This is a genomic window from Pedobacter sp. BAL39 (assembly GCF_000170795.1).
In the GTDB taxonomy this organism is placed as follows: Bacteria; Bacteroidota; Bacteroidia; order Sphingobacteriales; family Sphingobacteriaceae; genus Pedobacter.
The window spans coordinates 104,723-128,829 of sequence record NZ_ABCM01000012.1 but is presented as its reverse complement, the minus strand read 5'-3'; the positions used below and the strand labels follow the sequence as shown (position 1 = coordinate 128,829).

At 45.9% G+C, this 24,107-nt stretch carries 23 protein-coding genes and 1 tRNA gene; 8 read left to right on the top strand and 16 right to left on the bottom strand.

What is annotated here, in order from left to right; translation table 11 throughout:
• Positions 1-30 precede the first annotated feature (30 nt).
• The 3 genes from PBAL39_RS16015 to ahcY form a co-directional block, all read right to left on the bottom strand.
• Positions 31-612, bottom strand: a complete 582-nt coding sequence (locus PBAL39_RS16015) for a hypothetical protein (RefSeq protein WP_008243330.1) — start codon at positions 610-612, stop codon at positions 31-33.
• A gap of 11 nt (positions 613-623) precedes the next feature.
• The gene (locus PBAL39_RS16010) at positions 624-1,346 is read right to left on the bottom strand and encodes a pyridoxine 5'-phosphate synthase (RefSeq protein ID WP_039866844.1); all 723 of its coding nucleotides are present in this window, start codon (positions 1,344-1,346) and stop codon (positions 624-626) included.
• Positions 1,347-1,649: 303 nt separating this feature from the next.
• Positions 1,650-2,966 carry an adenosylhomocysteinase gene (gene ahcY, locus PBAL39_RS16005; RefSeq protein ID WP_008243328.1) on the bottom strand — a complete coding sequence of 439 codons (1,317 nt, stop codon included), beginning with the start codon at positions 2,964-2,966 and terminating at the stop codon, positions 1,650-1,652.
• A gap of 333 nt (positions 2,967-3,299) precedes the next feature.
• Between ahcY and PBAL39_RS16000 the strand changes: the two genes are divergently transcribed.
• Complete coding sequence (locus PBAL39_RS16000) at positions 3,300-5,117, top strand: glycoside hydrolase family 15 protein (RefSeq protein ID WP_008243327.1); 1,818 nt, start codon at positions 3,300-3,302, stop codon at positions 5,115-5,117.
• On the opposite strand, the gene PBAL39_RS15995 is transcribed toward PBAL39_RS16000, so the two are convergent.
• The 4 genes from PBAL39_RS15995 to PBAL39_RS15980 are packed head-to-tail and all read right to left on the bottom strand — an operon-like array spanning position 5,118 to position 9,622.
• On the bottom strand, positions 5,118-6,338 hold the full coding sequence (locus PBAL39_RS15995) for an ABC transporter permease (protein ID WP_008243326.1): 1,221 nt from the start codon (positions 6,336-6,338) through the stop codon (positions 5,118-5,120).
• Positions 6,339-6,365: 27 nt separating this feature from the next.
• A complete protein-coding gene (locus PBAL39_RS15990; RefSeq protein WP_008243325.1) occupies positions 6,366-7,115 on the bottom strand; it encodes an ABC transporter ATP-binding protein in 750 nt (249 codons plus the stop codon).
• The gene (locus PBAL39_RS15985) at positions 7,112-8,281 is read right to left on the bottom strand and encodes an efflux RND transporter periplasmic adaptor subunit (RefSeq protein ID WP_008243324.1); all 1,170 of its coding nucleotides are present in this window, start codon (positions 8,279-8,281) and stop codon (positions 7,112-7,114) included. The genes PBAL39_RS15990 and PBAL39_RS15985 overlap by 4 nt, the downstream gene beginning before the upstream one ends.
• A gap of 3 nt (positions 8,282-8,284) precedes the next feature.
• A complete protein-coding gene (locus PBAL39_RS15980; protein WP_232282970.1) occupies positions 8,285-9,622 on the bottom strand; it encodes a TolC family protein in 1,338 nt (445 codons plus the stop codon).
• A gap of 132 nt (positions 9,623-9,754) precedes the next feature.
• On the opposite strand from PBAL39_RS15980, the gene PBAL39_RS15975 reads away from it, so the two are divergent.
• Together PBAL39_RS15975 and PBAL39_RS15970 are read left to right on the top strand one after the other, a co-directional pair.
• Positions 9,755-10,894 carry a sensor histidine kinase gene (locus PBAL39_RS15975; protein WP_008243322.1) on the top strand — a complete coding sequence of 380 codons (1,140 nt, stop codon included), beginning with the start codon at positions 9,755-9,757 and terminating at the stop codon, positions 10,892-10,894.
• The gene (locus PBAL39_RS15970; protein ID WP_008243321.1) at positions 10,869-11,603 is read left to right on the top strand and encodes a LytTR family DNA-binding domain-containing protein; all 735 of its coding nucleotides are present in this window, start codon (positions 10,869-10,871) and stop codon (positions 11,601-11,603) included. The genes PBAL39_RS15975 and PBAL39_RS15970 overlap by 26 nt, the downstream gene beginning before the upstream one ends.
• 212 nt (positions 11,604-11,815) lie before the next feature.
• Here the strand turns inward: PBAL39_RS15970 and PBAL39_RS15965 are convergent, their stop codons facing one another.
• The 3 genes from PBAL39_RS15965 to PBAL39_RS15955 all read right to left on the bottom strand — a co-directional run bounded on the left by PBAL39_RS15965 (position 11,816) and on the right by PBAL39_RS15955 (position 14,177).
• Positions 11,816-12,838 (bottom strand): LLM class flavin-dependent oxidoreductase, encoded by a 1,023-nt coding sequence (locus PBAL39_RS15965; protein WP_008243319.1) that lies wholly within the window; start codon positions 12,836-12,838, stop codon positions 11,816-11,818.
• Positions 12,839-13,125: 287 nt separating this feature from the next.
• A complete protein-coding gene (locus tag PBAL39_RS15960) occupies positions 13,126-13,989 on the bottom strand; it encodes an HD domain-containing protein (protein WP_008243316.1) in 864 nt (287 codons plus the stop codon).
• 111 nt (positions 13,990-14,100) lie between these two features.
• Positions 14,101-14,177 (bottom strand) — tRNA-Asn (locus PBAL39_RS15955).
• A gap of 309 nt (positions 14,178-14,486) precedes the next feature.
• On the opposite strand from PBAL39_RS15955, the gene PBAL39_RS15950 reads away from it, so the two are divergent.
• Positions 14,487-14,897, top strand: coding sequence for a BrxA/BrxB family bacilliredoxin (locus PBAL39_RS15950; protein ID WP_008243315.1), 411 nt, complete (start codon positions 14,487-14,489; stop codon positions 14,895-14,897).
• 328 nt (positions 14,898-15,225) lie between these two features.
• Here PBAL39_RS15950 and cdaA read toward each other — a convergent pair whose 3' ends face one another.
• On the bottom strand, positions 15,226-16,017 hold the full coding sequence (gene cdaA, locus PBAL39_RS15945; protein ID WP_008243313.1) for a diadenylate cyclase CdaA: 792 nt from the start codon (positions 16,015-16,017) through the stop codon (positions 15,226-15,228).
• Positions 16,018-16,042: 25 nt separating this feature from the next.
• Positions 16,043-16,903, bottom strand: coding sequence for a dihydropteroate synthase (folP, locus tag PBAL39_RS15940; RefSeq protein ID WP_008243311.1), 861 nt, complete (start codon positions 16,901-16,903; stop codon positions 16,043-16,045).
• Positions 16,904-16,959: 56 nt separating this feature from the next.
• On the opposite strand from folP, the gene PBAL39_RS15935 reads away from it, so the two are divergent.
• The 4 genes from PBAL39_RS15935 to PBAL39_RS15920 are packed head-to-tail and all read left to right on the top strand — an operon-like array spanning position 16,960 to position 20,232.
• The gene (locus tag PBAL39_RS15935) at positions 16,960-17,502 is read left to right on the top strand and encodes a DUF1599 domain-containing protein (RefSeq protein WP_039866808.1); all 543 of its coding nucleotides are present in this window, start codon (positions 16,960-16,962) and stop codon (positions 17,500-17,502) included.
• Positions 17,502-18,653, top strand: a complete 1,152-nt coding sequence (locus PBAL39_RS15930) for a BT_3928 family protein (protein ID WP_008243309.1) — start codon at positions 17,502-17,504, stop codon at positions 18,651-18,653. The genes PBAL39_RS15935 and PBAL39_RS15930 overlap by 1 nt, the downstream gene beginning before the upstream one ends.
• Positions 18,654-18,668: 15 nt before the next feature.
• Positions 18,669-19,724, top strand: coding sequence for an ABC transporter permease (locus PBAL39_RS15925; protein ID WP_008243308.1), 1,056 nt, complete (start codon positions 18,669-18,671; stop codon positions 19,722-19,724).
• Position 19,725: 1 nt separating this feature from the next.
• Positions 19,726-20,232, top strand: coding sequence for a shikimate kinase (locus PBAL39_RS15920; RefSeq protein WP_008243306.1), 507 nt, complete (start codon positions 19,726-19,728; stop codon positions 20,230-20,232).
• Positions 20,233-20,262: 30 nt separating this feature from the next.
• Here the strand turns inward: PBAL39_RS15920 and PBAL39_RS15915 are convergent, their stop codons facing one another.
• The 4 genes from PBAL39_RS15915 to PBAL39_RS15900 form a co-directional block, all read right to left on the bottom strand.
• Positions 20,263-20,661, bottom strand: coding sequence for an acyl-CoA thioesterase (locus PBAL39_RS15915; RefSeq protein WP_008243304.1), 399 nt, complete (start codon positions 20,659-20,661; stop codon positions 20,263-20,265).
• Between the two features lie 114 nt (positions 20,662-20,775).
• Positions 20,776-21,225 (bottom strand): DoxX family protein, encoded by a 450-nt coding sequence (locus tag PBAL39_RS15910; RefSeq protein WP_008243302.1) that lies wholly within the window; start codon positions 21,223-21,225, stop codon positions 20,776-20,778.
• A 100-nt stretch (positions 21,226-21,325) separates the two neighbouring features.
• Positions 21,326-22,129 (bottom strand): tRNA pseudouridine(38-40) synthase TruA, encoded by an 804-nt coding sequence (truA, locus tag PBAL39_RS15905; RefSeq protein WP_008243301.1) that lies wholly within the window; start codon positions 22,127-22,129, stop codon positions 21,326-21,328.
• Between the two features lie 4 nt (positions 22,130-22,133).
• On the bottom strand, positions 22,134-24,101 hold the full coding sequence (locus PBAL39_RS15900) for a beta-N-acetylhexosaminidase (RefSeq protein ID WP_198139838.1): 1,968 nt from the start codon (positions 24,099-24,101) through the stop codon (positions 22,134-22,136).
• Positions 24,102-24,107 lie beyond the last annotated feature (6 nt).

The window sequence follows — 24,107 nt, the reverse complement described above, 5'->3', positions numbered from 1 at the left end:
GACATCCGTAAGAAAATGCGATTGTCCTCTTTATTCTCCGGCAACCATCCAGCCTTGCTCTTTTTTGAACTTTAATTTGTACGTTTTTGTGACAAAATTTCCTGCTGCGTCCCGGTCTTTTAACAGGATGCTGAAATCGTTCTTTTCTTTCTTAAGAGAGGTGGTAACATGAGCCACTCTGGAGTCTCCTTTAATGAGTTTTATTGGTTTTTCATCGGCAAGAGCATAGTTCAATGCTCTCACTGTTGCTTTGTTGCCGTCTTGTTTAAGTACATATTCATTTGCCTTTTGGGTCAGGCTGACCTGATATATATGAAGGCTATCTTTTGCCAGCAAGCGTTTTTTCTCTGACTGGAGCGACAGCTCAACGAGTCCTTTGCCTTCCAGTTTTTTGTATTTATCCAGCTCAGGCTGATCGTTCCTGCCTCTGAATTTCAGGGTTCCCAGGTTGATCCTGACCGTTTCAAACTGAGGCTTGTTTTTCAGGTGCGCAGTGATCACCTCTGTGGCGGTGCTTTCGTCGAGGTTGCCGCCGCCTTTACATCCTGCAATCAACAGGAAAAGGCTAAACACCAACAGGCTGAATGGGGCTGCTTTTTTTAAGGACTTCATAGGGGCAGAATTTAGTAGGTTTTCAGTTGTCTCAGATAAAGCTGGATGGTGTTCTCCAGTCCCAGGTACAGTGCGTCGCTCACCAGGGCATGGCCAATGCTGACTTCCAGCAAGCCGGGGATGTTCGACGCAAAATACGCAAGGTTGTTCAGGTCGAGGTCGTGACCGGCATTGATGCCCAGTCCGAGTTCGTTTGCTTTTTCTGCTGCCGCAATATAAGGGGCAATTGCGGCCTCTTTATTTTGCTGGTATTGGTGGGCGTAAGCTTCAGTGTAAAGCTCAATGCGGTCGGTGCCACTCAGTGCTGCCGCCTCGACGATCTTCACATCGGGATCTACAAAGATGGATACCCGGATTCCCGCGGACTGGAAAATGCCGGTCATCTCTTTGAGGTATTCCTGGTGTTTAATGGTATCCCAGCCGTGGTTGGAGGTGATCTGACCCTCTACATCCGGAACGAGCGTCACCTGCGCAGGTTTGTTGGCCAGTACCAGGTCGACAAACTTCTGCTCTCTGCAGTTCCCCTCAATGTTGAACTCTGTGGCAATCACGGCTTTCAGGTCAAATACATCCTGATAAAGGATGTGACGTTCATCGGGTCTCGGGTGTACGGTGATGCCCTCTGCTCCAAAACGTTCGGCATCAAGCGCTACTTTTACCAGGTCCGGATTGTTGCCGCCCCGACTGTTACGCAGGGTTGCAATTTTATTGATGTTTACGGATAGTCTTACCATGATGTAAAAATAAGTGAATAAATGATGTTCTGCCAAATAAAAAAGGTTGGGCGGAGATCAGCTATTTAACAATGTGGCATCTCAATTATTGACGGTGTTGATCGAATGAGAGATGCATATAAGTGATATCATAGTAGTAGTTATAGCGTTTTTTGTATGATTACTAACATTATAGTATCACAAGTGTATAAATTTTAATAGAAATGATGCTGTCGCCAGCACAAAGAAAAAGGAGTAGAAAATCATTGTTCTCTACTCCTTTTTACCTTAAAAAACTAAGGGATTTTAGTGTTGACAGAAAGATTAGTATCTGTAAGCTTCTGGTTTGAACGGACCTTCTACAGGAACGCCAATGTAATCTGCCTGATGCTGATCAAGAACATCCAGCTCTACACCGATTTTAGCAAGGTGTAAACGGGCAACTTTCTCATCCAGGTATTTAGGAAGTACATAAACTTTGTTTTCGTATTTGTCTGTATTTGTCCACAGTTCAAGTTGTGCCAGGGTCTGGTTAGTGAACGAGTTGGACATTACAAAGCTTGGGTGACCAGTTGCACAGCCTAAGTTAACCAAACGGCCTTCAGCCAGTAAGATGATGTCTTTACCATCGATCGTGTATTTGTCTACCTGTGGTTTGATCTCTACTTTAGTATTGCCATAGTTGGTGTTCAACCATGCTACGTCGATCTCATTGTCAAAGTGACCAATGTTACACACGATAGCTTTGTCTTTCATCGTTTTGAAGTGCTCAGCACGAACGATGTCACAGTTACCAGTAGTGGTTACGATGATGTCTGCTTCTTTAACTGCAGTAGCGAATTTCTTCACTTCATACCCTTCCATTGCTGCCTGAAGCGCACAGATTGGATCGATTTCAGAAACGATTACACGTACACCTTGTGAGCTCAATGACTCTGCAGATCCTTTACCTACGTCGCCATAACCAGCAACAACAGCAACTTTACCAGCCATCATTACATCTGTAGCACGACGGATCGCATCTACCAATGACTCACGACATCCGTATTTGTTGTCAAATTTAGATTTGGTAACAGAGTCGTTTACGTTGATTGCAGGTAAATGTAAAGTTCCGTTTTTCATACGCTCATACAGACGGTGTACACCTGTAGTGGTTTCTTCAGAAAGACCTTTTATGTTCGAGATCAGCTCAGGGAAACGATCGAAGACCATATTGGTCAAATCACCACCATCATCAAGAATCATATTTAATGGCTGACGCTCAGGGCCGAAGTGTAATGTTTGCTCAATACACCAGTCAAAGCTCTCCTCATCAAGACCTTTCCATGCATATACTGAAATGCCGGCCGCAGCGATTGCCGCAGCAGCGTGATCCTGTGTAGAGAAAATATTGCATGATGACCAGGTTACTTCTGCACCAAGCTCTACCAATGTTTCGATCAGAACTGCAGTCTGGATGGTCATGTGCAGACATCCTGCAATGCGTGCACCTTTTAATGGTTTTGAAGGACCGAATTCCTCGCGTAAAGACATCAGGCCAGGCATCTCTGCTTCTGCCAGTTCAATCTCTTTGCGGCCCCATTCTGCCAGTGAAATGTCCTTAACTTTGTAAGGAACGTACGTAGTCTCTACTGATGACATATTGTTTTTTTTAAGTGTCTGTTTACAAATTTTTTATACAAAGGTATATGCATTTCAGCACGCACAAGCACACCATCAGGCAGCATACCCTATCATGATGCAAAATTACACAATAGTTTCACCAAATTCAAAAGTGCAGCAATGTTCTGTACGTGATTAATGGAAGGATGATGATGAGCTTTGCCGGTTGCGGTAACTTGTGGTTTGTACATCGTCGGTCCATGTTTATGGTTGTACAAGAAAAGCTATTGAATATATTGAAATATTCGGGCTGCGGGTAAGCCCAAACTGTTTGATTGCAAACAACGCTCTCCTTCCTGTTGTTAGCTCCATATGGAACACATAAACAGACCCTATCAGCCGATTGAAAACTATGGTATCATTGGCAACCTGAAAACGGTTGCACTGGTAGGCCTTAACGGGTCTGTGGACTTTATGTCCTTTCCGCGCTTCGATTCACCGACAATTTTTGCCGCAATGCTGGACGAACATATCGGTGGCTTTTTCTCAGTGGAACCCGTGATGGGAGAGTATAAAAGTAAACAGATGTACATTCCTGGTACAGCTGTGTTGCTCACACGCTTTTTCTCTGATGACGGGATTGCTGAAATTACAGACTATATGCCCATGAGTGAGGATAAGACCAGCAGTTCAAGTGCCATCATCAGGAAGATCAAAACCATCCGTGGTACCATTAAGTACAAAATGAAATGTGCACCCCGGTTCGACTATGCACGTGCGGAACACCTCGCAGAAATAACTGACCATCAGGTGATTTTCTCTCCCCAGCATGACGGCAATGCCAGGTTGCGGCTAATTGCAGATGTTCCTTTACAACTTGAAGGTCAAGATGCTTTTGCGGAATTTACACAGTCAGAGTCCGAAAAAGAAGTGTACATCGTACTGGAGTCCGTAGAAAGAGGGGAAGAAAGTGTTTTTGAAAGTATTGAACATTATGCACAGCATACTTACCGGGAAACCATCAATGACTGGCGCAGGTGGATTAAAAAATCTACTTATAAGGGAAGGTATAGTGAAACCATCTTCCGTTCCGCGATTACCCTGAAGCTATTGACCTCCTGTCAGTTTGGTTCTGTCATTGCTGCGGCAACCTTCAGCCTGCCCGAAACAATCGGCGGCAACCGTAATTGGGATTACCGTTTTACCTGGACGCGGGACGCTGCCTTTACCATGTATGCTTTTCTCCGGCTTGGGATGTATGATGAAGCGACGGACTTCCTTACCTGGATTCTGGATCTTTGTAAAGAACAGAAACTGCAGCTGATCTATGAGGTGGATGGCAATACAGATCTTGTGGAGCAGGAGCTGGATCACCTGGATGGTTACATGGGGTCAAAGCCCGTGAGAATTGGAAATGCAGCGAAAGATCAGCTGCAAATTGACATCTACGGCGAGCTTATAGATACAATCTATATTTACAACAAATCATATAAGCCTATCACCTATGAGTTCTGGTCTGCCATCTGTGGCATGGTGGAATCCGTGATGGACAAATGGAAACAGCCGGATCATGGCATCTGGGAGATCAGAGGGGAGACCCGGGAGTTTCTTCATACCCGGCTGATGTGTTGGGTAGCGATGGACCGGGCCATCAAGATTGCGGAACACCGCTCATTTCCTTACGACGTATCCTGCTGGACTGGCGTCAGGAATGAGATTTACAAAGACATTTATCACAATTTCTGGAACGAGCAGGTTGGCGCCTGGGTGCAATACAAAGGAGCGGATGTGGTGGACGCCAGCGTGCTGCTGATGCCACTTACACATTTCATCGCTCCGCAGGAGCCCCGTTGGATTTCTACCATGGAGGTGGTCGACCAGCAGCTCCGTCTGGATGTGCTCATCTACCGCTACAAAAGTACTGATGTGGATGTTGACGGACTGGATGGTGAGGAAGGGACTTTTACGATGTGTTCTTTCTGGTATATTGAGGCCCTGGCCAAATCAGGACAGGTGGACCGTGCTGTAGAGAACTTTGAGAAGATGATGGGGTATGCCAATCACCTGGGCCTGTTTAGTGAAGAGCTCGGGAAAAAGGGTGAACACCTGGGAAACTTTCCGCAGGCATTCACCCATCTTGCTTTGATCAGTGCTGCCATGGAGTTGGATAAACAAATCAGCAGGCTCTGATTATTCGTACCTCAATGCCTCTATCGGATCTAACCTGGAGGCTTTCAGTGCCGGGTAGTATCCGAAGAAAATCCCTGTTACAGCACAGACAAGGAAGGAGATGACGATGGAGAATTCTGAAATTACAGTTGGCCAGTTCAACATGGAGGGAATGATGATGGATGCAGATATGCCCAGCAATACACCAATGACACCTCCGGTGATGCTGATCATGATGGCCTCGATCAGGAACTGCAACAACACGTCAATCCCTCGGGCTCCAATGGACATTCTCAGTCCGATCTCCCTTGTACGTTCCGTCACGGATACATACATGATGTTCATGATGCCAATACCGCCGATCACCAATGAGATGCTGGCCACAGCAGTCAGCAAGGCCGTCATCATGCTGCTGGTCGAGTTGAGCATGGTCATCAGCTCCGCCTGCGTTCTGACCTGGAAATCGTTTTCCTCGCCAGTCCTTAACCGGTGTGTTTCCCTCAGGACGGTTGTCACCTCGTCTACGGCTGCGTCCGAAGCATCCTCCCTGATGGCAGAAGCATAAATGCTTCCGAAATAGATTGATGACAATACTCTTTTCTGTACTGTAGTGTAAGGGGCAATGATGATGTCATCCTGGTCCTGTCCGAAGTTGCTTTGTCCCTTAGGGGTAAGCACACCAATCACCTGAAAAGGGATCTTTCCAAAACGGATGATCTTGCCAATCGGATCCTGTCCGTTGGGAAAAAGATTGTCCACCACTGTCTGGCCGAGCAGGCACACTTTTGCAGACGACTTTACATTGTCTTCTGTAAACATGATGCCTTCTTTTACGGAAAGTTTGCGGATCTCCAGATATTCCGGATTGACACCCTGTATACTTGTGGGCCAGTTGGATGCTCCGCTGATGGCCTGTCCGCTGGAGGAAGCAAGTGGTGAGATCTTAGCAATGTTGGGTGCTTTCTTTTTGAGTTCCTGCACATCGAGGATGGTGAGGCTTTTCATGTTGCTCCCCATCATCCGTGCGCCACCGGGTTCATTGCTGTAGGGCATTATGGTGATCATATTGGAGCCCATGCTCGACAGGGATTCGTTGATGCTCTGCTTGGAGCCTTCACCTATAGACATCATGGTGATGACCGAGGCCACCCCAATGATGATGCCGAGCATCGTCAGCAATGCTCTTAACTTATTTCGTTGTAAGGCCAGCATGGCCAGCCTGATCAGATTCGATATTTTCATCTTGTACTGCTTATAATGGTCATCTGGTTAATAATCATCTGTAGCCGGTAAGGAGGCCAGTGCTTCCTTAGCAGATTTCCTGCTGTCATTGATCAGGTCCTTCTGAACTTTCCCATCCCTTAACATGACCGTCCTGGTACTAAAGGCGGCGATGTCAGGCTCATGGGTCACAAAGACAATGGTTTTCCCCTGGCCATTCAGCTCCTGCATTAGCGACATGATCTCATAGGAAGTCCGCGTATCCAGATTTCCAGTGGCCTCATCGGCAAGGATCATCACCGGCTCGTTCACCAGCGCACGCGCAATGGCTACACGCTGCTGCTGCCCACCCGACAGCTGGTTGGGGGTATGGTCCAAGCGCTCGCCAAGTTTTACAGCTTCCAGGGCGGCAATGGCCCTTTCCCGCCTTTCCTTGCTGCCGATCGTTGGATTGTATAAAAGAGGCAGTTCTACATTTTCCAGTGCCGACGTACGTGGTAGCAGGTTGTAGGCCTGAAATACAAAACCGATTTTTGTGTTCCTCAATTTTGCAAGCTCGTCCCGCGACAATTCCTTTACGTTTACATTGTCCAGCATATAAATGCCGTCAGTAGGTTTGTCGAGGCAGCCCAACATGTTCAGCAGGGTGGTCTTACCAGAGCCACTGCTGCCCATAATGGTGACAAACTCTCCGGCATTGACATCGAAAGATACCCCCTTCAGGGCCCTGACGATCTCCGTGCCCATCGTAAATTCGCGTTTAACGTTCTGTATTTCCAGGATCTTATTGTTGCTCATCGTTTCGGTCTTTGTGGTAAAAATGGACTTGATGAGGCCGATCTGGCACCCTTTGCCTGAACTTCAGCACCGGTCACGACTACATCATTCTCATCTAAGCCTGTTAAAATCTGTACATGTGTGTTGTCGTTAAGCCCAGTAGTGATGGCCTTCTGGATCAGCTGGTTTTCCTGCACTGTCCATACAGTTCCTTTGCCGGCTCCTTCTTCTTTTTTCGCCAGAGGCATCAGTTTGTACTGTTTTACTAAACCTGAATCCGGGCTATATTTCAGCGACTGTGCCGACAATAGCAGGGCATCGTCTGCTTGTTTGGTAAAGATGACAATGTTGGCTGTCATCCCGGGTTTAAGCTTTTTATCATCGTTGGGTGCATCGATCAGAGTAGAGTAGGTGACTACATTTGAGGAGATGGATGGCTGGAGGCGTACATCTTTTACCGTTCCCTTGAAGGTATCATCAATGAATGCATCCACAGTGAAGGTCGCATGCTGCCCCTTTACCACCTCGCCGATATCGGCCTCATCGACCTTTGCTTCCACCTGCATCTTGGTGATGTCTTTGGCGATGGTAAATATGGTTGGTGTATTGAAGCTTGCGGCTACGGTCTGCCCGATGTTAACGCTTCTGCCCAGCACCACGCCATCAATTGGTGAGTAAATCTTGGTGAAGGAGAGGTTACGCTCTGCAGATTTCAGCTGTGCCCTGGCATTGTCTACAGTGGCTTTTGCTACCTGGTGGTTGTTGAGAGACAGGTCATAGTCTGCCCTGCTAATGGATCCTGTTTCAAAAAGCTGCTTCTGACGGTTGAAGTTTGCAGCCTGATAACGTTCGTTACTTTGTGCTTGTGTCAATGAGGCTTTTGCCTGGTCGACCGTCGCCTGAATGAGTATGGGATCCAGCTCTGCCAGCAGCTGCCCTTTCTTGACGGTGGAGTTGAAATCTGCATACAAGGCAGAAATGGTTCCTGAAACCTGTGTACCCACGGTAACCGTATCGACGGGCTGGATGGTGCCGGTGGCGGTTACACTAAGTGAGATCTTTCCTTTGCCGGGCTTCTCGGTGGTCAGTGCCATAGGCTGCTCCTTGCTGCGCAGGAAGAAGTACCACACTAAACCAAGGGCAAGGAGGATGGAAAGGGTAGTGATGATGATTTTTTTTGACTTCATGGTTTATAGTTTTATAGGTACTCCGATGTAGAACTCATAGATTTTGATGGCCAGGGCAGCATTGTACTTGGCCTGTATGTAAGATTGTGTGGCCTGCACATACAGGTTGCGTTGCTGGTAAAAGTCGACCAGGTTGGCCGCGCCGATCTGGAGCTCCTGCGTGGCAATGCGGTATACTTCCTGATTGTACTTCAGCTGTTCTGCGGCTGATGCATATTGTGTTTTTGAGTTCTGTACGTTTATGAATGCATTTTCGGTGGCCAGCGACAGCGTAGTTTTGGTGTTCTCCAATGTCAGCTGTGCCCGGTCGGCTTCAATCTTCGCCTTGGCGACATTTGTCTTGTTTTGCCGCTTGCTGAAGATGGGAATGGAGAGGTTGAGTCCTGCCTGCTGATAAAAATTGTTATCAAACTGCCTGAAGGCATTGTAGGTAGGGTCATTTGCATAACTCGTTCCCATGCCAGCACCGAGTGTCAGTGTAGGCAGGTATCCTGATTTTGCTTTTTGCAGGTTCAGGCCGGCAATCTGTCTGCCCAGTTCTGCGTTTTTTACTTCGGGTCTGTTCTGAAGTGCTTGATGCTGTAGCATCGCCAAAGGAGGTACTTCTTTTTCGGTAATGACCGTATCTGGTTTGACAATATCGAACTGGTTGACATCAGGAAGCTGGAGCAGTTGTTTCAGGGTGATTTTGTCCTGACGTTCCGCATTTTCTACGGCAACCAGGTTATATTGATCGCCGGCAAGCTGTGCTTCGAGTTGTGCTACATCCTTGCGGGCAACACTTCCAGCTTTATACTGGCGCCGGATCTGTTCCAGCTGCGCAGTAGATGTGGCTACAAGGTCCTTGTTATATAAGATGCTTTCCTTATCTATAAGGATGTTCAGGTAGGCTTGTGTAATCTGCATGGTAATGTCGTTAAGACTTTCCAGGATGCTGAAATTTGCCGATTGTACGGAAAGGTCCTTTTGTTTGATGTCAGTCTTTAGGTATCCACCCTGGTAAAGCGTCCAGGAAGAACTCAGTCCGTAAGACCCGGAGGAATTCAATGCGCTGGTACTGCCGTTGGTGTTTCTGTTATAATGGTTGAAGGATTGGGAAGCCGCCCCCTGAAGATCAGGAAGCATTGCCGCTTTCGCCAGCAGCTTGTCCTGCTCCGCACTTTGCTGGTCCAGTCTGAGGCCGCGAACCTGGATGTTGTTGTCCTTTGCATATTCGAGGCAGGTGCTCAGGTCCCACACAGCAGGAAGCGTCCGTGTCGCTGTATCCTGCCCGTGACCACGGATGGACACCAATGCAAAAAGCATCAGCAGCAGGTATTTTATTTTGTGTTTTGACATCATCGGTGTATAAATAATGTGTTGATTTGCTCAAAACAACGCTTCCGTCGAGGATAAAAAAAACGAAATAGACGGAGGTATAGATTACACCGACGGAGGCCACCTGTTAATCGACGAAAATATTTGGACTTGTTTATGAAGGTTGGCTACCTTGTGCAGCAGTTGTCCATCAGAAATTTATCCGGTATGAATGCAGTAAAAAGCCGTTCCTATATTACCATCTTACTCCATGTACTCCTGTGGATGCTGTTCGCTTTTGTTCTCCTTTTTTATCAGCCACTCACCTGGGGCATCAACGTTCCTTACCAGTTCTGGATGAAACAGTCGGTGGTCCTGATCCTGCTGATCGTGGTTTTCTATCTGAACAGCATGGTTTTGGTCCCTCAACTGGTACTCAGGAACAAAAGCCTGCTTTTCTTACTGATCATCCTGCTGATTGCCGTTGCTGCGGGCCCGTTGGTGCATCTGTTTGAAGATGCCGTGCAGTTGCCTCGACTGATGGAAAAAGCTTTTGATCAGGTTGGAATGCATAGGCCTCCAAAAAAGAGTGACCGCCTGGACCTTTTCCTTATCCTGATGTTGCTCATCATTGTCGGCATCAGCACTAGCGTTACCATCATTCAGAAATGGCAGGCAGATAAACAATTGAGAGAGGCACTGGAAAAAGAAAAAATCGGATCTGAGCTTTCCTTCCTGAAAGCGCAGATCAATCCTCATTTCTTTTTCAATACCTTGAATAACATCTATGCCCTTACGCATGTCGACGTGGATAACTCCAGAAACGCACTCCATAAGCTGTCGCGCATGATGAGATACCTGTTATATGATACCCAGTCTGGCGTTACTTCCCTGAAGAAGGAGGTTTCCTTTATTCAGGACTACATCACGCTGATGAAACTGCGCCTGAATGAAACGACAAAGGTGATCTTTAATGCGCCGGACGACGGTGACGCAATTGAAATTGCACCAATGATGATCTTACCTTACGTCGAAAATGCCTTTAAACATGGTGTAAGTACGGTGGTTCCATCGGAAATCTTTATTGACCTGGTGCTGAATGGCAGGCAATTGGAGCTGACGGTGACCAACAGCATCTTCAGCGACCAGTCGGTCAGCGCTGATGAATATGGAGGCATTGGACTTCACAATACCAAAAGACGGCTGGACCTGCTGTATCCCAATACGCACACTTTTAGCGCGGGTCAGACTGAAGACCACAAGTTTATTGTTCACTTAACCCTTACACTGGATGGTACTGAATTGCATCGCAGTTGATGATGAACCGCTGGCTTTGGGCCTGGTTTGCAGCTTCATTGAGAAAACACCTTTCCTGAAACTATGCGGTAGCTTTTCCAGCGGGATTAAAGCACTGGAGATGCTGCATGATACGCCCATCGACCTCATCTTTCTGGACATCCAGATGCCGGATGTAACGGGCCTTCAGCTGGCGCGGATGGTAGACCGTCAACCAGGAAAGGCCGGGCCGCGGGTGATCTTTACTACCGCATTCAATAACTATGCGCTTGAGGGATACAAAGTAGATGCACTGGACTATCTGTTGAAACCGTTTGATTATGAGGAATTTTTGGTAGCGGCAAATAAAGCCAGAGCTTATGCTGAGGCATTGAACGCACCGCAGGAAGAAGTGGGCGGTCCGGAGCAGGAATACATCTTTCTGAAAGTCGAATACCAGCTTGTCCGCGTGGCAATCCGGGATATTCTTTACATTGAAGGTTTGAAGGATTATGTGAAAGTTTACCTTCAAAGTACGGAAAAGCCCATTCTCACACTCAGCAGTCTGAAAAATCTGGAACAGAAACTTCCTTCAAAACGATTTATGAGGGTGCACCGATCCTATATTGTTGCAATAGATAAAATCGATGCGATCTCGAAAAATAATTTTCATATCGGTAACATCAGCATTACCGTAGGTGAGCAGTATAAGGAGGCATTCAATGCGTATCTCAATAAACTGAGCTCCTAAAGAGGAGTAGTTTCCGGCCACTGGTGCTTGGCTAATATGTGGTGTGTGATCTTGATATGCTCTAGCGACGAATGGTGTTAACAATTGCAGGCCTACAAAATAGAAAATGCCTTCACAAGATCGTGAAGGCATTTTTGCTAGGCCAATGAGGCATTTCTGGAATCAAATTGCAGTATTCTTTGCTTTATAATTTTTTGACCTGCGAATGCAACTTAACGCCAGCCTAATCCTGGGGCAACATGTTCCAGGATGGCAGACAGTACATGCACATTGTAGTCCAGGCCCAATGTGTTGGGGATGGTCAAAAGGAGTGTATCCGCTTCCTGGATCGCTTCGTCTTCAGCTAATTCTTTGATAAGTTGATCGGGTTCTGCCGCATAACTTCTTCCAAAAATAGCACGCTTGTCTGGTTCAATCATTCCGACCTTATCAACTTTGCCTGTCTCCTGGCCAAAAAAGCGTCGGTCTTCGTCTGTTATTAATGCAAAAATAGAACGGCTTACGGATACCCTGGGCTCATGAAGATGCCCTGCTTTTTTCCAGGTTTCCTTATACAGCCTGATCTGCTCAGCTTGCTGTACGTGGAAAGGTTTATTGCTTTCATGTTCTTTTAAAGTGGAACTCTGCAAGTTCATGCCATTTTCTGCAGCCCAGATGGCGGTAGCATTAGAAGCTGCTCCCCACCAGATACGTTCCCGTAGTCCTTCGGAATGTGGTTCTAAACGCAGTAAGCCTGGTGGGTTTGGAAACATCGGATTGGGATTGGGTCTGGCGAAGCCTTTGCCCTTAAGCTGTTTAAGGAACTCTACTGCCTTACGGCGGCCCATATCGGCATCGCTTTCTCCTTCAGCTGGCTCATATCCAAAATAACGCCACCCATCAATGACTTGCTCGGGCGAACCTCTGCTGATTCCCAGCTGCAACCTTCCCTCTGAAATTAAATCGGCAGCTCCGGCATCCTCCACCATATAAAGCGGGTTTTCATAACGCATGTCAATTACGCCTGTTCCAATCTCTATCTCACTTGTCTTGGCGCCAATCGCCGCAAGTAAGGGAAAGGGGGAGGCCAGCTGATTGGCAAAATGATGGACCCGGAAATAGGCACCGTCTATACCGATTTCTTCAGCGGCAACTGCCAGTTCAATAGATTGGAGTAAGGTGTCACTTGCTGTGCGGGTTCCGTAAGCAGGATGGTTAGACCAATGGCCAAATGATAAAAATCCTATCTTCTTCATAAATCTTCTTTCAAGTTCTTATTTCTAAAATGATTGATTCTGATGATGCGTTGATCTTTTTTCAAATCTACTCGTCGTCAAAAATAAGTTATAACAAATGTATTCATTTTGAAGCGGGACTTATACGCAATCAGCTGGCAGTTCAAAACAATGACAAATACCTGAAGCTATAAGATGGTGATTTGAAAAAGGGAGTGGGAAGTTTGTGTAAGATAATAAAGATGTCCACGTTACTAAATCGGCTCTGAATTTGATTCTCTATTTAAGAATCTGCAAACAATAATTTTTTAGGTGCCAGCAATGACGATAGGCTTGAGCATCCTTTCTTTGAACGTCTTTGCGGAGCCAGAGTCAGACAAACTTTTGAAACCGTCCAGGCCTTTTATCTTTTCAAGCTCTGAATTCAGATCATCATCAGACTTGATGATCGATAAAACTGCAGGGTCATCTTTCCGCAGATCAGACAAAACAATAACGCCTTTTTCCAGGGCGAGCGTAATCAATTCAGAAAACTTCGTATTGGCGAATATATGTTCGGGTTTTCTGAAGTACTCATCGTTGAGCTGCCGATATTTACTGGTAATCCATGAAGCTGCCTTTTCACTTTTAAGACCGATCTTTCCATTCTGAACACCGAGTTCATTTATAAAAGTATGTATCTCCACAATAGTGATCAGACCAAAATGATATAAATCCCTGATCATGTAATCTATCCTGTCCGCACATAGGTCAGGGAGGGGCATCTCAAGCAGGGTGTGGCTGGGATCTTCCAGTAAAGATGTGCTGAATCCATATTTAGCTAGAATAGATGGTATAGTGGAATTTGCGATTACTTCTTCAAAAATTTGTTCGTGATAATCCTCTCCTTTCTGTTGCAGGACGTAATCGATAACATGGGAAAAAGCGGTATGGGAGACATCGTGTAATAAGGCCGCAACCTGTTCTTCCAAACTCCCTCCAAGTTTCCTTACAAGCAGCATCACGCCAATAGAATGTTCATATCTGCTATGATCAACACCAGGAGAGACCAAAAAAATGGCACCTCCCTGATGGATATTTTTTAACCTTTGAACGGGTTCCAAGCTGATCAGATCGCTTAGTATAGCTTCAATTTTGAAATTGCCGTAAAAAATATCGCTTGACATCATCATGCAAAGAAGAAAAATTATTATTGGAAAGCAACATCTCTGAATACTCAAAACTAAGTATTGATTATCGGGGTAAAAAAGAAGGGCAAGACCGGTTACCGTGCTTGCCCTTTCTGGCTCCCGAGACTGGGCTCGAACCAGTGACCCTCTGATTAACAGTCAGATGCTCTAACCAGCTGAGCTACTCGGGAAACTGGTTATAAAAGTAGGTTGCTGTTTCCAGAAACCCTGCTTTTTTTGGGTGTGCAATATTAGAAAATATCATCCGTTTTTGAAAGCCTCAGATCGTTTTTTTGAGGTTTTGTTTGAAATTATAGAATAACCCCCTGTATTCTAGTGATAAAAATATTTAATGAATATCTTGCTGAATACACCTATCGTGTCTAATCCAGAGTTTTCAAAGTAATTTGTAGGTAAAAACTAAAGCAACAAAGCTGCATAGTTTTGATGCTAGTGCCGGGTACGCTATCTTTGTAAGTGTAAAACATTAAATAGAAGATATGTATCCAGAATATTTAGTTGAACCTATGCGTGCTGAGTTGACTAACGTAGGTTTTGAAGAGTTAAAGACTGCTGCAGACGTTGATGGTGCCATCACATCTGAAGGTACTGTGTTTGTAGTCGTGAATTCAGTTTGTGGTTGTGCAGCAGCAAATGCACGCCCTGCAGCCAGAATGGCCGCATCAAATGAGAAACACCCTGATAAACTGGTTACCGTTTTCGCTGGGATGGAAAAAGAAGCTGTAGACAGGGCAAGAGGTTATATGCTGCCTTTCCCTCCATCATCTCCTTCAATGGCCCTGTTTAAAGATGGTAAATTGGTGCATATGATTGAGCGTCATCAGATTGAAGGACGTCCTGCACAAATGATCGCCGACAGCCTTGTTGGTGCATTTGAACAATATTGCTAGTCAGAGCGCTGAATGCTGCGAAAAGGGCTTCCGAAGGGACTGCCCTTTTTTTATGCTCCCTATTTTAATAGCACCGATTAGGCACATGTAGGTTATAGGTCTAGGATAGGTCTAGGACAGCTTGTGTATGTATCCATGCTGAACACAGATCATGTCCATGCTGAATCTACAAAAAAGGCGTAGAAACGTGGACTGTACGTGGACATGAGGTGGAGATGTCGTGCTGGTGGTAGGGCGCTGGTATAGTGCTGTTACTTACCTGTATCAGACGGATGCAACTGTTTTAAGTTTAATAGATGCCAGGGAACTTCGGGGCGGTAGTTCTCACTTAGAAATCCTTATTCAGCAACTTCTCTAATTCTCCAAAAGAAACGTTCATACGCACACGGCCTTGTTTTGCATAGGCAATCTCTCCTGTTTCTTCTGAGATGATCACCGCTACGGCATCCGTAGTTTCTGATACGCCGATTCCTGCACGATGGCGTAAGCCAAACTGAGGAGGAAGTTTATCGTTGTCTGTCAGCGGCAAAATGCAGCTGGCACTTTTGATTTTATTTTCTGAAATGACCACCGCACCATCGTGCAGCGGACTATATTTCTGGAATATACTTTCCAGCAGTCTCTTTGAAATTTTGGAATCAATCACCTCACAACTGTTGGCAAATAACTGGTCATCATAAAATTTCACAAATACAATCAGGGCGCCCGTGCGTGATTTCTTCATGCTCTTGCAGGCATCGATGATTGGCTTGATGCGCACCAGGTTGTCGCGCTCAATGTTTTTGCTGCCGAACAGGTATCCCCACCAGGCCTTATTTTGCTGTAGAAAGGTGTTTTTTCCAATAAGCAATAGGAAACGCCGGATTTCCGGCTGGAAAATCACAATGAGCGCGATGATACCCACGCTCATAAACTTGTTGATGATGGTCGACAACAAACGCATGTTCAGCTGGTCTACCGCAAACCAGATGATCAGGATAATCAGCATACCCAACAGTAAATTCACTGCCAGCGTATTCTTGATCAGGTTGTAGATGTAATAGATCAGCAGTGCGACAAATATGATGTCTACAACGTCAGTGAAGGATACCTTAAGGAAATCGAAATCAAAACCTTTCATTTACGGCCAAGTTAGGAATTTTTTACTAGTATTGGTGTTGTACCTGTTCCACCAGTGCGATACATTCCATGGCTGCTTTAACGTCGTGTACCCTTAGAATGTTTGCCCCCTTCATCAGCGCTATCGTATTCAGCACCGACGTGCCATTTAAGGCTTCCTGCGGACTTGTGTTGAGGAATTTATAAATCATCGACTTTCTGGAAAAACCAACCAGCATGGGCAGCTCGAAAAGGTCAAAGTTTTCCAATTGATTTAATAACTGATAATTTTCTGCTGTACTTTTTGCAAATCCAAAACCTGGATCAAGGATGATGTCTTTTACACCCCTGCCACGTAAATCAGCAACCTTTGCGGAGAAATAATCGACGAGATCCAGGCCGATATCTTGATAACCCGTATGCTGCTGCATGTCCTGCGGTGTTCCGCGCATGTGCATCAGGATGTACGGCACTTGTAATGCTGCAACAGTTTCAAACATCTCCTTGTCGATCTCTCCGCCGGAAACGTCATTGATCAGGTCTGCCCCTGCTTCAATTGTCGCCTTTGCTACGCTGGCACGAAAGGTGTCTGTCGACAGGTACGCCTCTGGAAAGTTTCTGCTGATCAGTTCCACCATGGGAACCATACGTTTCAATTCTTCGGCTTCAGTTACTTCTGCTGCACCAGGTCGTGTGGAATATGCCCCAATGTCTATAAACAAGGCGCCATCTTTAAGAAAGTTCTCGGTTCTTCTCAACACCTCTGCTGCGGAGTCTGCCCTGCTGTCTTCATAAAATGAATCGGGGGTGAGGTTTAAGATTCCCATCACTGCGGGCTTGCTCAGATCCACCAGTTTACCTTTGAGGTTTAATGTGGTCTTTCGGTTTAAAAATGTATCTTTAGCCATCGTTTGATACAAAAATACAGTATTTAAACAGCTTTAAACTAAATATTTTAATTGTTTTGGCCACGAACACATCACAGGAATACGACTCGGTAATAGCGGTTTGCAGATCGCTCTTTTTGAAGAAAACTACAGATTATGGTACAGCATGGCGCATCCTGCGCCCGTCGTCTATCACGGACCAGATTTTTATCAAAGCGCAACGCATCCGCACGCTTGAAGATAAGAAAGTTTCAAAGGTAGGAGAGGGTATTGTCCCTGAATATATCGGCATCATCAATTACTGCGTGATGGCCATGTTACAGCTGACATTCACAGCCGATGATCCTTATGAGCTGGAAGTTTCGGTAGTGGAGAAGCTGTTCGATGAAAAAGTAAATGAAACGAAAACACTAATGCTGGCCAAAAACCATGATTATGGTGAGGCCTGGAGGGACCTGCGCATCAGTTCACTTACAGACCTGATCCTTATGAAAGTCCTCCGCGTGAAACAGATCGAAGACAACCTCGGCCAGACCATTGTATCTGAGGGAATCCATGCGAATTATCAGGATATGCTCAATTATGCCGTCTTTGCGTTAATCAAACTTGATGTAAAATAATGAAGAAACTTGCACTTAATTTCGCCCGTATATTTGTCGGTGTCCTGTTCATCTTCTCCGGGCTGATCAAGGCCAATGACCCCCTTGGATTTGGATATAAACTGGAGGAATATTTCGAAGTTTTCCATATCCCTTTTTTAAGTGGTGCTGCAACAGGAATCGCGATTTTACTGTGCGTTTTTGAGATTGTACTTGGAGCACTGCTGCTGTTTGGCTTTTGGCGCAAACAGGTAACGGCAGGTCTGCTGGTGGTCATCATTTTCTTTACCTTCCTGACTTTCGTTTCTGCAGCATTCAAAGTGGTGACTTCCTGCGGATGTTTTGGCGATGCCATTCCGTTAACACCATGGCAGTCTTTCTCTAAAGATCTGGTGCTGCTGACGCTGATCATCTACCTGTTCATCTACCGCGAGCTGATCCAACCCATCACTCACAATAAGACCTGGCAAAGTGCGCTGCTGTCCATTGTACTTGCAGGCTCCCTGTTGTTTAGCCAGTTCACTTTTAGCAGATTACCTATATTAGACTTCCTGCCTTATAAGGTCGGCGCTAACCTGCCTGAGTTGATGCGCATTCCTCCCGGTGCCCAGCCTGATGAATTTCTGATCATGTACAACCTAAGCAACAAAAAAACGAAGGAAAAAAAGTTCATGAGTGATAAGGATTATCTGAAAACAGAAATCTGGAAAGATGACAACTGGGAGATTGTTGGCGATCCTGAGAAAAAACTTGTTAAAAAAGGATTTGAGCCTAAGATCAAAGATCTTGTGATTAATGATGCTTCAGGGACAGATTATACTAAAGAGCTGATTGAAAATCCTTATTATAACCTTGTGTTTGTAGCATATAACCTGGAAAACGCCAATAAAGATGCAGTAGGAGAATTGAATGCCATTGCCCTGAATGCGGCGGAACAATTCAATATCAGGTCTGTACTGCTCACTTCCAACTCTGCACAGACGGCAGATCAGTTCAGCAAAAAGATGAAACTCTTTGCTGAAATTTTCTACGCAGATGCGGTGCCGCTGAAGAGTATGGTGAGGGCAAATCCGGGTGTGCTCCTGTTGAAGAATGGAGTGGTCATCAACAAATGGCATTATAATGCCATGCCTTCATTCGAAGAATTATCTGACAAATATTTCAGCAAATAAATACCGATACATCACATGTTGCCTTATGCCATCAAAAAAATTCTGTATGGGCTGGCTGTAATGGCAGGGGTGGTGGTCGTGGTATTTGTGCTTTTCAACGTGCTTCCCGGTGATCCGGCGAGGATGACCATGGGGCAGCGCTCCGATGTGCAGTCGCTGGAAGCTGTGAGAAAGGAATTTGGGCTGGATAAATCCCGTCCAGTGCAGTTTTTGCTATATCTGAATGACTTGTCGCCGGTTTCTTTCCACCAGGATGACGTGCAGAATAAGGAAAAATACGGTTATGCGGTGCTCTTTAAAACTGGAACACAGGTAACGGTGTTAAAGTGGCCTTATCTGAGGCGTTCTTACCAGACGAAAAGGGACGTCATGACCATCCTTAAAGAAACAGTGCCGAATACCTTTATCCTGGCATTTGCATCAATGGTCTTTGCAGCAATTATCGGTGTTTTCCTTGGTATTGTCTCCGCTGTACATAAAGATACCTGGATCGACAAAGCTGCAAATGCCTTTGCTATACTGGGCATTTCGGCTCCTGCTTTTTTTGCGGGGATTGTCATTGCCTGGTTCTTTGGTTTTGTGCTGAGCGATTATACAGGTCTGAATATGTCGGGAAGCCTTTACAGTTATGACCCTTTTAAGGGGGAGATCATCACCTGGAAGAACCTGGTTTTACCTACACTCACACTTGGGCTCCGGCCTCTGGCGATCATTGTACAGCTGACGAGGACGGCGATGCTGGATGTGCTGGCGCAGGATTACATCAGGACGGCACGTGCCAAAGGTTTGGGCCGACATGCGATCATCTACAAACATGCCCTGAGAAATGCGTTAAACCCAGTCATCACTGCCATATCGGGTTGGTTTGCCTCCTTACTGGCAGGATCTTTTTTTGTTGAATATATCTTCGGTTACAATGGGCTTGGCAGGACCACGGTGACTGCCCTGGAGATGTCTGACTTCCCCGTAGTGATGGGCTCCATTCTTTTTATTGCCTTTGTTTTTGTAGTTATCAATATATTAGTAGACTTATTATATGCCCTGGTTGATCCAAGGGTGAAACTTGCTTAAAATGAAAATATTTCTGATTGGGTTTATGGGATGCGGGAAAAGTACCCTCGGTAAAAAGCTGGCTTCGAGGATGGGCTATGAGTTCATTGACCTTGATCACCAGATTGAAAAGGAAATCGGAAGTACTATCGCCAACTATTTCAGCGCTCATGGAGAAGCGGTATTTCGCAGTCAGGAAAGCAAAACATTGAAGGAATTTGATTATCCAGAAAATTGCGTGGTGGCAACCGGTGGCGGCACACCGTGTTTTTTTGACAATATGGACTGGATCAATAACAATGGGATTTCCATTTATATTGAGTTGCCGCCTGTTGTACTTGCGCAACGGCTGGAAAGCGGAAAAGACAAAAGGCCATTGCTGAGAGACCTGCACGGTGATGCGCTCGTGGCTTTTATTGCCGGTAAACTTGGGGAGCGCAGCAATTATTACCAGCAGTGCCAATTCACCATCAGTGGCATCAGCCTTACTGCCGATGACCTGAAATCATTACTGTTGACGGCAGAATAATCTTTCTTCCATAAACTGGTGTCCTCGGGATTAGTTGTCTTCTTCCTCAAACTGCTCAGAAATATACTTGATCTGTGTTTTGCCATGAGGAGTCGGATTGCCTTTCTCATCAACATTGACAAACACTATCTTATCAATCGTCAGAATGCTCTTTCTGGTGATCTTGTTCCTGACTTCACATCGCATGGTCAGTGAGGTATGGCCGAACTCAGTAGCCGTGATGCCGAGCTCAATAATATCTCCCTGCCTTGACGCACTGACGAAATTGATCTCAGAGATGTACTTGGTCACTACACCGTGGTTGCCCAGCTGTACAATGGCATATATTGCCGCCTCTTCATCTATCCAGCGTAACAAACTGCCGCCAAACAGCGTTCCATTTGCATTTAGATCCTCCGGTTTTACCCATTTACGTGTGTGAAAGTTCATAACAATTACGTTTTTGCCAAAATTAGTGTTTTAGCAAATGCAATCTTTCACGATCTTGTAATAAATGACAGTTTTATCGTTTGAATTATCACTTTTCTGGCCGATTCCCTGGGATTATCGCTGCGGTTTTCTCCGCATTTGCTCATCGACGGAAAAAGGACCTGAACCGACGATCCAGAACAAGACCAGCAGCAGCAGGACGATAACCGACAACCATAATTCTGAATTCAATGTGGAAAATCCCTGTGATACATTTACAAAGAATACCGCACAGATAAGAATCGGAATTTGTATGACCACTGCAAAGCGCGTCACTAACCCTATCGTAATCAGTATGCCCCCAGCCAAGTGGACAAAACCAACGATGTGTACGGCGAGACTCGCCATCATGCCCGAAAAGCCAAATACATTGTTGTCGAGCAGCAAGTCCTGAAGGGCTTGTGTGTTACTGACAATGGCAATTCCTTTGCTGAAAATTAAAAGGCCCAGAAAGATGCGGATCACATCGAGCCATTTCGCATGGTGCAGGTCGCCCCAATGCTCAATTCTTTGAATAACAGTCATGTTATACCTCCTTTTAGAAAAAAGTGCTAATTAAAGTTAACGATTAACGCTGTCTTATGCAAAAAAAAGAATGTGCCCTGATATGGCTTACGGACTGGCTTTATTTCCAGGAGCTGGATTCTTGCAGTTGCATCATCGCAGAAAATTCGGCCCTTGGGGGGAGGTTAAGATAAGGGTAGGTTACTTTGGATAGGTAAAGTCCCTGTGGATGTGCAGGCGTAATCAGTTCAGGTGTTCTTTTGTCAATCAGGTATTGTTCAAATTCATCTACGCTGAGCACGCCTCTGCCTACCTTCAACAACTGACCCATGATGATGCGGATCATCTTACTCAGAAAACGGTTGGAAGAAATCTGGAACCTCATGCGGTCCCCGTTTGGGTCAACCGTCAGGCTGGCCGACATGACATTACAGATGGTGTGTTCGTACTTGTCTGGACTGGTGCAGAAGGGCCGGAAGTCCTTGTATTTCGGCAGGATGGCCGCCGCGGCTTTCATCTCGTCGAACTTAAGGTCCTTCAGTAGATAATAGGAACTTAAACCTTGTAAAAAAGGGTTTTTGTAAGTGTGTAAAAAATAATCGTAAGAACGCTGTACGGCGTCAAAGCGGGCATGCTGCAGTCCGGGCATAGGAATGACATCAAAGACTGCAATATTCGTTGGGAGCGATTTGTTCAAGCGGAAGATGAGATCGAAGTCCCAGGCCTCCTCAATATCCATGTGGAAGAAAAACTGACTGGCATGCACATGCGCATCCGTACGGCCGCATCCGATGATTTCCACCGGCCTTTTCAGGACCTGTGACAGTGTTTTTTCCAGCACCCCTTGTACGTTTAATACGCCCGGTTGCTTTTGCCAGCCATTGTAATGAAGACCATGGTAGCCTATGTGAACGAAATATCTCAATATCTTATCTTTTGCCTGCGCGTTTGTTCAGTTCTTCAATTGGCATATTCAACATCCTGCCCACGGGCTGTTTGCCCCTATACGTGATTACTTTCAACATGGTCGCGTCTTTTGGTGGTGTCAGCTTTTCTGTATACTTCGGATAGAAACGGTCTGGAAAAGAGTTGTCAAAACTATAATAGATGTCCAATCCCTCCACTTCAGTGCTCATCTCAATCATCAGCTGTCTGTCAGCCGCTCTGCTGGCTTTAAAGATGGGGTCGTAAACACTTGGTGCATATTTTGTTTCAGCGATGTCCAGGCGCTTAAAATGCTGCTCCACTCTGCCAAAGAAATTTTCCCAGTTTTTCTTTTCCTTTGGAGACCATACGGATTCTGCGATCGCCATGCCTCTCGGCCAGGTCATGTATTCTGCCTGACGGATGTTGTATACCTGCTCAGTCCATAAATTGGCTTGCCCACCTTTCACATATTTTGGATCAATTCCAGCCGGGATGGGATCAAATTCATAAGATTTCTTCAGGCGTAGTGATGCGTATACTTTAGGTTCGGTAATGACATCGGCCTGCATATAATCCAGGTAGGCATATGCTGTGGGGCTCATCACCACTTCATGTTTCTTCGAGGTTGCCTGGATGCCATACTTTGTATCCCTCCAGACCATCATTGCTGCGCTTGAAGGCATATCACCGTCAAGGATTTCATCCCAGCCCATGAATTTTTTACCCTTTGAGGCTACGATCTTTTCTACGCGTTTCTCAAAATACCCCTGTACCTGATGCATGTTCTTTAAACCTTCGCGCTGCATCAAAGCCTTGATCTGATCGTTCTTTTCCCAGAAGTTGATGGGCGCCTCATCACCACCCATATGGATGTACTCAAAAGGGAACAATGCCGCAATTTGTGTGATGACCGTATCCAGGAAAGTATATACCTTTTCGTTCGCCGGACAAAGGGTGTTGTCGACCAAGGCAATGGGAGGTGCCCCCCTCGACCAGTCCATAATGCGTTCACCAGACCTTACGCGGTAGTTCTCTGCACCGGGTGTGCAGGACAGTTCCGGATAGGAAGCGATGATGGCAAGGCTATGTCCAGGCACATCGATTTCAGGCAGGATGTTTACAAACCTGTCTTTTGCATATTGTACCAGTTCTTTGATGTCTTCCTGTGTATAAAAACCACCATAAGTACGCGGTTCATCAGCGGTGGGAGGGATAAAGTTCCCAAATTCACCTACTTTTTTGACGCTCCATGCACCCACTTCGGTTAGCTTTGGCAGACCTTTAATTTCTATTCTCCAGCCTTCATCATCTGCCAGGTGCAGGTGCAGGATGTTGTATTTGTAGCGCACCATAGCATCGATGTATTGTTTTACTTCCTCCTTGGTGAAGAAGTGCCTGGCGACGTCAAACATCAAACCTCTCCAGCCTACACGCGGATAGTCCATCACCTGTACACATGGGGCTTTCCATACCACTTCTTCTATCAGTTCCTTACTTTCGATTTCTTTCGGGAACAACTGGATCAGGCTCTGCGCCCCGTAAAATATACCCGCCGCCTGATTGGCACGGATCTCCACGTGGGTGTTGGTGACCGACAGCTCATAACCCTCTGTTCCAAGTGCTGCATTCACTCTTTCATTCAGGATCAGTCTGATTGTCGCTGTTTTTGCAGCGTCAGCAACAACGGAAACATAACTTCCCGTAGGCACAGAAAAGCGGTCCTGCAGGAAGGTGATTACTTGTTTCAAGGCTTCGGCATCACTGGCATGGATGGTTACATTTTCAGGAAGCATAAAATGTCCTTCATTTTTAGTGATGGACACCGGCTCTGGAATGATGGCAATCTCCGACGGAAGTATTGGATTGGAGTGTCCTTCTTCGGCAAGTACGCCCAGGGTAGAGGGCAGCATCTGCGCGAAGATGGGTAGACTTAGTAAGCTGCAGATTAAAAACAAAAAAGATCTTTTCATGAAACT

Bases quoted from the DNA above. Each gene is read 5' to 3' on its own strand.
- PBAL39_RS15980 (WP_232282970.1), bottom strand. From the start codon at position 9,622: ATGATGTCAAAACACAAAATAAAATACCTGCTGCTGATGCTTTTTGCA.
- folP (WP_008243311.1), bottom strand. From the start codon at position 16,903: ATGGCTAAAGATACATTTTTAAACCGAAAGACCACATTAAACCTCAAA.
- PBAL39_RS15965 (WP_008243319.1), bottom strand. From the start codon at position 12,838: ATGAAGAAGATAGGATTTTTATCATTTGGCCATTGGTCTAACCATCCT.
- PBAL39_RS16010 (WP_039866844.1), bottom strand. From the start codon at position 1,346: ATGGTAAGACTATCCGTAAACATCAATAAAATTGCAACCCTGCGTAAC.
- cdaA (WP_008243313.1), bottom strand. From the start codon at position 16,017: ATGAAAGGTTTTGATTTCGATTTCCTTAAGGTATCCTTCACTGACGTT.
- PBAL39_RS16000 (WP_008243327.1), top strand. From the start codon at position 3,300: ATGGAACACATAAACAGACCCTATCAGCCGATTGAAAACTATGGTATC.
- PBAL39_RS15925 (WP_008243308.1), top strand. From the start codon at position 18,669: ATGTTGCCTTATGCCATCAAAAAAATTCTGTATGGGCTGGCTGTAATG.
- PBAL39_RS15900 (WP_198139838.1), bottom strand. From the start codon at position 24,101: ATGAAAAGATCTTTTTTGTTTTTAATCTGCAGCTTACTAAGTCTACCC.
- PBAL39_RS15990 (WP_008243325.1), bottom strand. From the start codon at position 7,115: ATGAGCAACAATAAGATCCTGGAAATACAGAACGTTAAACGCGAATTT.
- PBAL39_RS15970 (WP_008243321.1), top strand. From the start codon at position 10,869: ATGGTACTGAATTGCATCGCAGTTGATGATGAACCGCTGGCTTTGGGC.
- PBAL39_RS15930 (WP_008243309.1), top strand. From the start codon at position 17,502: ATGAAGAAACTTGCACTTAATTTCGCCCGTATATTTGTCGGTGTCCTG.
- PBAL39_RS15920 (WP_008243306.1), top strand. From the start codon at position 19,726: ATGAAAATATTTCTGATTGGGTTTATGGGATGCGGGAAAAGTACCCTC.
- PBAL39_RS15995 (WP_008243326.1), bottom strand. From the start codon at position 6,338: ATGAAAATATCGAATCTGATCAGGCTGGCCATGCTGGCCTTACAACGA.
- PBAL39_RS15975 (WP_008243322.1), top strand. From the start codon at position 9,755: ATGAAGGTTGGCTACCTTGTGCAGCAGTTGTCCATCAGAAATTTATCC.
- PBAL39_RS15960 (WP_008243316.1), bottom strand. From the start codon at position 13,989: ATGATGATGTCAAGCGATATTTTTTACGGCAATTTCAAAATTGAAGCT.
- PBAL39_RS16015 (WP_008243330.1), bottom strand. From the start codon at position 612: ATGAAGTCCTTAAAAAAAGCAGCCCCATTCAGCCTGTTGGTGTTTAGC.
- PBAL39_RS15985 (WP_008243324.1), bottom strand. From the start codon at position 8,281: ATGAAGTCAAAAAAAATCATCATCACTACCCTTTCCATCCTCCTTGCC.
- PBAL39_RS15910 (WP_008243302.1), bottom strand. From the start codon at position 21,225: ATGACTGTTATTCAAAGAATTGAGCATTGGGGCGACCTGCACCATGCG.
- PBAL39_RS15950 (WP_008243315.1), top strand. From the start codon at position 14,487: ATGTATCCAGAATATTTAGTTGAACCTATGCGTGCTGAGTTGACTAAC.
- PBAL39_RS15915 (WP_008243304.1), bottom strand. From the start codon at position 20,661: ATGAACTTTCACACACGTAAATGGGTAAAACCGGAGGATCTAAATGCA.
- ahcY (WP_008243328.1), bottom strand. From the start codon at position 2,966: ATGTCATCAGTAGAGACTACGTACGTTCCTTACAAAGTTAAGGACATT.